Below are 6,000 nucleotides of genomic sequence, written 5' to 3'. Positions count from 1 at the left end.
CCGCCGGGCGAACGCCACGGCGATGGCCAGTTCGGCCTCCGCGATCGCCTCGAAATGCTCCCCGAGAGCCTCTTGCTCTTCAATAAATGAGGGCTTCATGACACACACGCTACGGGCACCCACCGACATTACCCGCGGAATCCGCCCACCTACACGCACCCTGTGGATAACCCGATCAGGCCCTGATTGTGGAGGAAGAAGCCCTGATCATTGATCGCGACCATTCAGGCCAAGGAAGTCCCGGAGCTGCAGTGCGCCCTCGACTTTCAGTTCGGGCTCGGCGCGGTTCAGGGTGTCGGCAGTCAGAACCAGCTTCTGGTTCAAGACCATCTCGCCGTCGCGCCTCTTCAGGCGACCGATTCCGTTCTCCCGGTAACCGACCTTTCTCGACACCGCGAGGGACGCGGGATTGTCAACGAATGCCGCTGAGGTGACCTCGGCGGCGTCCAGGTGATCGAACATGAATGCGCAGAGAGCCTGACGCATGAGCGTACCGATCCCGCGGCCGTGGTGCTTCATGCCGAGCCAGGAGCCCGTCTCCCCCGTTCTCGTGACGAGGTAGTCCCTGGTTGAGATGCTCTGGCAACCGACGATCTCACCGTCGAAGCGAACCGTGGTCTCGAGCGACCAGGCCGCCGGCGACATCTCGGCTCGTTGTGCCCAGTGGTATTGCATGAGTCGCAACCGGATCTCGCCCGGGGAACCTACGGTCCACGGGAAGAAGAACGGCATCTCCGTCGGCGCGTGGATGCCTGCCGCAGCGAGCGCATCGAGTTCGGGTAGGTCAGCGTCGCGAACGGGAGACAACGTAACGGGGCCGCAAGTGATTTTCAGCCCGAAAGGTGGCCACAGGTCTTCAATTGGTGTGGACAAGACTGCTCGCGACGGCGGATGTGTTTCGTGATTCCCCATCCCGCGATGGTACCGACTCATCGCTGACTCGCGACGGCATAATTCCTTCCGCGCACGGCCGGCGTTGTCCTTATGCTTAAGTGTGTCCAAAAAACCGTTATCGTTGCTAACGATGCGTGGAGACCATTACGGTCTTCAGCCAGCCAGCGTGGTTCGCGCTGAGCCGTAACAAGCGGAATCATTAAGTTCCGCATCAACACCAGAAGGAGTCCAAGGTGGCATCGAAACCCGCTGCAGACATTATTGAAAGTATCGGAGGGGCCGAAAACATCGTCGGCCTCACCCACTGTGCCACCCGGCTACGTTTCACGCTGAAGGATGCATCGGGGATTGACCAAGCGGCCGTCGAAGCGTTGCCTCTGGTTCTCGGCGCTGTTCCGCAGGCCGGCGATCGCTACCAGATCGTCGTCGGCGGAGCCGTTGATACCGTATACAACGACATTATGGCGCTTCCCGCAATGAAGAAGCATGCGGGCGACCACGGCACCGGCGATACCATCGCCAATGTGAAGGCCGCGGAACGCGCGAAGGGCCCGCGCGGAAAGTTCTCCGGGCTGGACACGTTCTTCGAGATCCTGTCCGACTCCTTCCGCCCGATCCTGGGTGCGCTGCTCGGCGCATCCCTGTTCATCACGTTCATGGCTCTGATGGCAACCCTCGGGGTCATCCCGTCGTGGAACGCACCAGGCGTCACCCTCGACCCGTCCTGGGCGTTCATCAACCTGATGTGGCAGGGCGTTTTCGTCTTCCTTCCGCTGATGGTCGCCTACAACGCCTCCAAGCGGCTCGGCGCTGACCCCTGGGTCGGCTTCGGCATCATGGCCGTCGTCATGCTCCCCGGCTTCAACGCGCTGGGACTCACCGACGGAGCAGAGACCGTCTTCGGCGGCAAGGCTGCAGTCGTGCAGATCTTCGGACTGCCTCTGACCGTCACCGACTACAGCTCGCAGGTGTTCCCGCCGCTGATCATGGCGGTCGTTCTCGGGTTGCTGACCAAGTATCTGAAGAAGATCATTCCGTCCAGCGTTCAGCTGATCTTCGTGCCGTTCCTCTGCATGCTCATCATGATCCCGCTGACCGCCTTCCTGATCGGCCCCATGGGCGTGTACGGCGGCGCCGCACTCGGTAACTTCCTCAAGTCGATCAACGACTTCTCGCCGTTCATCTTCGCTGTCGTCATCCCGCTGGCCTACCCGTTCATGGTTCCGCTCGGCCTGCACTGGCCGCTGAACGCAATCATGCTGCTCAACATCCAGTCCCTCGGCTATGACTTCATCCAGGGCCCCATGGGTGCGTGGAACTTCGCGTGCTTCGGTGCAACTGCCGGCGTGCTGTTTTTGTCCATCCGCGAAAAGGACCGTCAGATGAAGCAGACCGCAACGGGCGCGCTCGCGGCCGGCCTGCTAGGTGGTATTTCTGAACCCTCGCTCTATGGCATCCACCTTCGGTTCAAGCGCATCTACCCACGGATGCTCGTGGGCTGCCTCGTCGGCGGCGTCATCCTCGGCCTCGGCGGCGGCGTGAAGACCAGCGCATTCGTCTTCACCTCGCTGTTGACCATCCCCGCGTTCGACAACATTCCCCTGTACGCGGGCGCCATTACCGCGTCGTTCTTCACCGCGATGATCCTCGTGATCCTCTCCGGCTATAAGACGCCGGAGCAGAAGGCGGAATTCGCCGAGGCTCTGGCTGCGGAAACCGTAGCGAGCGACGATGCTGCAACCGACTCTGACATCGCAACCCCGGTTGTTGCCGGTGCGTCAGGCTCAGGAACAGGCACCGGAACCGCCACCGCAACCGCAACCGCCACCGCCACGGTCCTGGCCACGATTGGTTCGCCCATCGCCGGTATCGTCGTTCCACTGACGGACGTGCCGGACCCTGTGTTCAGCAAGGGAATCGTCGGTCTAGGCGTGGGAATCGATCCGACCGAGGACACCGTGTACGCCCCTGGAGCAGGCAAGGTTCTCGTCGCTCAGGCGACCGGTCACGCCTTCGGGCTGCGACTCGACAGCGGTGTTGAAATGCTCATTCACGTGGGTATCGACACCGTGAACCTTGGCGGCAAGGGCTTCGAGGTCAAGGTGGCCGCGGGCGACCGCGTTGAGGCAGGCACCCCGCTGGTGACCTTCGACCGCAAGGTGATCGAGGATGCCGGCTACTCGCTGGTCACCCCGGTGCTCGTGACGAACCCCAAGAAGTTCGGATCGGTCGACCAGGCAGCGTCTGGCCACGTGGAGGTCGGAAGCCCTCTCATCACGGTCACCGCCAAATAAGACACCTCAGGTCAAAAGGTGGGCAGAGAATTTTCTGCCCACCTTTTTTCCTGCCGCTGACATAACCCGGCGGGAGACCATCCTCGTTCCACCGACCAGAAAACGACCGTTCATCGGCCAGTACGTCGACGGAATCGACAATTTGGTCAACGAACGAGCAATTCGGCACTCAGGAGACCGCGAGCCTCATCGTGGGTTCACCGTTGGTGCGTGCGCAGGAGCGAAGGGCACGGCTCATCGGCTGCGGGTACGGAGATGGTCGTCTCCGCGCATGCGCAAGGCCACGACGAGTCCGGATGCCGCGGTCAGCGCCGCGACCACGGCGACCGCCGTAGGAATACCGAAGGCGTCGGCGAGCAGCCCGGACAGTAACGCGCCAACGGCGAAGCCTCCGTCACGCCACAGCCGGTACGCACCCACCGAGCGGGCCCTCCACTCGGGGTGGGCGACGTCGCCGATCGCGGCGAGCAGCGTCGGGTAGACCATGGCGGTGTCGGCGCCGAGCAGGATGGCTGCGGTCAGCCAGACCTTTGCGGCCGATCCGATCGGAGAGCCCTCCGGTGATGAGCTGCCCGGCTCCCCAAACCGCCGGGTAGACGGCGGCCAGGATGCCGATGCATTCGATACTGAGTCCGGCGGCGGCGAACAGAATGGGGAAGAGCCCCCAGGCGAGGCCGTCGTTGAGGTTGTTGACCATCCCGGCCTGGCTGATCGAAGACAGCGACCGGTCCCGGAAACTGGTGAGGGTGAACACCTCCCGATTGCTGAGGGAGCCGGCGTGGGCGTGAACAGACAGGTGGTTGACGGCCTCGACTTTGGCGTGCTGATGGGTTTCGCGCACGAAGATAACCGACAGACCGAGGCCCAGAGCGATGAAGACCGCGCCGAGCAGGAACGGGCCAGGACGAAGCCCGTATTCGCCCGCGATGTAGCCGGTGGCCAGTGCCGTCGCGGCGACTCCGAGGTACCCGGCCGCCTCGTTGAAGCCCATGGCCAGGCCGCGGCGGCTCGGGCCGACGAGGTCCATTTTCATGACCACGGTGGTCGACCAGGTCAGTCCCTGGCTGATCCCGAGGATCACGTTGGCGGCGACGATCCAGCCCCAGGTCGGGCCCAGGATGAGCAGGATCGGAACGGGGATGGCGATCAGCCAGCCTGCGACCAGCACCGGCTTTCGGCCGTAGCGGTCTGAGAAGGTGCCGGCGAAATAGTTGGTGCCGGCCTTGGCGAAGCCGAAGGCGAGGATGAAGGTCAGCGCGCCCGTATAACGGTCGAGCTGAAAGACCTCGTCCGCCAGCAGCGGCAGCACAGTGCGTTCCTGGCCGAGCGTGCCGCCGACCAGCGCGTTGACCGCGACGAGCAACAGGAACTGGGGGAAGTTCTGCCGGAGGCCCAGGACGATGCCGCGACGCACGCCTTTGGGTTGGTCTGCGGCGTTCGGGGTCTGACTCATAGTCCGTTCTCCAGCGAGGGAGCCGCTGCACGGGCCCGAATTCTATTCCAGAAAACCATTGATTATTAGATGATACTTGTGTGAAGGGAACCGAGAGGAAAAAGATGGGCGATCGAGAAAAGAAATCGGCGCTGTTCGAGCAGTTTGCCCGCGTCGGCAAGGCGCTGGGCAGCGGCAAGCGCCTTGAGCTGGTCGACCTGCTCGCCCAGGGCGAACGCACGGTGGAATCGTTGGCGAACGCGGCCGGCCTGGGTCTGACAAGCGCATCCGCCCACCTGCAAACCCTCAAACATGCGGGTCTGGTCAGCACTCGCCGGGAGGGCACCCGGATTCACTACCGACTCGCCGGGGATGACGTCGCCCGGCTCTACAGCCTGGTGCGCAGCGTCGCGCAGACCCATCTCGCAGACGTCGAATCCATCCGGATCGCCTATCTGGGTCTCGATGACTCCGAAGCGGCGGGCGACGATACGCACGAGGAAATCACCAGGGAAGAGCTTCTCGCACGCGCGACGGCCGGGACTATCACCGTGCTGGATGTGCGGCCACGGCAGGAATATAACGCTGCGCACATTCCCGGCGCCCTCTCCATCCCCCTCGAGGAACTCAGCGATCGGCTCAGTGAACTGTCGACGGACCGCGAGGTTGTCGCCTACTGCCGCGGCAAGTACTGCGTGCTTGCCTACGAGGCCATGGCCGTGCTGCGCCGGAGCGGCCGACGCGCAACGCGATTAAACGAGGGGATGTTGGAATGGCGACTGGCGAATCTGCCGATGTCCGCCGAGGCGGCCGCCGGGCGCACATCCGTCGAACTACCGGCCTGTCGGACTACCGGACTACCGGCCGGCGGCCGAGTGGGCTTTGGAACCGAATCAGGTAGCCGTCCGGATCGGTGACCAGGAACTGGCGCACACCGGCTTCCTCGTCGTCGACGCGATACCACTTCGTCTCGGGCGCCATGAACAGTGAAACGCCCGCCGCTCGCAAGGCCGACAGGATCGGATCGACGTCGGGCACGGCCACCTGAAAGTTCACGCCGCGACCCTGCGGCACCTCAAGGGGACCCGTGATCCAGTTCCTGCCGGCTCCCGCCCGTTCCAGCATCACGTGCGCGGATCCCCGCATGATGTAAGCGAAGCCGTCATCGGGGCGGTCGTAGCGAATCGTGAATCCGCACAAGTCGCACCAGAACTCGATGCTGGCTTCAAGATCCCGCACCAGAAGTTCAGGCACCAACGCTGGATCTGTCCCGGAAGTCACGTAGTCATGGTGTCATGCTCTGCTCACCCGCAGACCTACCGAGTCAGGGAAATGCGCTCCGGTGCGGCATCGAAGGCCTGCCCGATCGCGCTTGTGCCG

Annotated in this window: 4 protein-coding genes and 1 pseudogene; 2 read left to right on the top strand and 3 right to left on the bottom strand. The window is 63.4% G+C overall.

The genetic code is table 11. The annotated features are described in order from the left end of the window. Window positions 1-207 precede the first annotated feature (207 nt). Complete coding sequence (locus tag CXY79_RS15555) at window positions 208-807, bottom strand: GNAT family N-acetyltransferase (protein ID WP_198411546.1); 600 nt, start codon at window positions 805-807, stop codon at window positions 208-210. 320 nt (window positions 808-1,127) lie between these two features. On the opposite strand from CXY79_RS15555, the gene CXY79_RS15550 reads away from it, so the two are divergent. Continuing rightward, a complete protein-coding gene (locus tag CXY79_RS15550; protein WP_104103490.1) occupies window positions 1,128-3,188 on the top strand; it encodes a glucose PTS transporter subunit IIA in 2,061 nt (686 codons plus the stop codon). A gap of 234 nt (window positions 3,189-3,422) precedes the next feature. Here CXY79_RS15550 and CXY79_RS15545 read toward each other — a convergent pair. Beyond that, window positions 3,423-4,641: pseudogene (locus CXY79_RS15545) on the bottom strand (MFS transporter). A gap of 80 nt (window positions 4,642-4,721) precedes the next feature. Here CXY79_RS15545 and CXY79_RS15540 point away from each other — a divergent pair. After that, a complete protein-coding gene (locus CXY79_RS15540) occupies window positions 4,722-5,537 on the top strand; it encodes a metalloregulator ArsR/SmtB family transcription factor (protein ID WP_233191545.1) in 816 nt (271 codons plus the stop codon). Here the strand turns inward: CXY79_RS15540 and CXY79_RS15535 are convergent. Further along, a complete protein-coding gene (locus tag CXY79_RS15535) occupies window positions 5,470-5,874 on the bottom strand; it encodes a VOC family protein (RefSeq protein ID WP_198411424.1) in 405 nt (134 codons plus the stop codon). The two genes, CXY79_RS15540 and CXY79_RS15535, sit on opposite strands and share 68 nt — an antisense overlap. Window positions 5,875-6,000: the final 126 nt, after the last annotated feature.

Source organism: Cryobacterium sp. M96 (assembly GCF_002929845.1).
Classification (GTDB): domain Bacteria; phylum Actinomycetota; class Actinomycetes; order Actinomycetales; family Microbacteriaceae; genus Cryobacterium; species Cryobacterium sandaracinum.
This window is presented reverse-complemented; position numbering and strand designations above follow the sequence as displayed.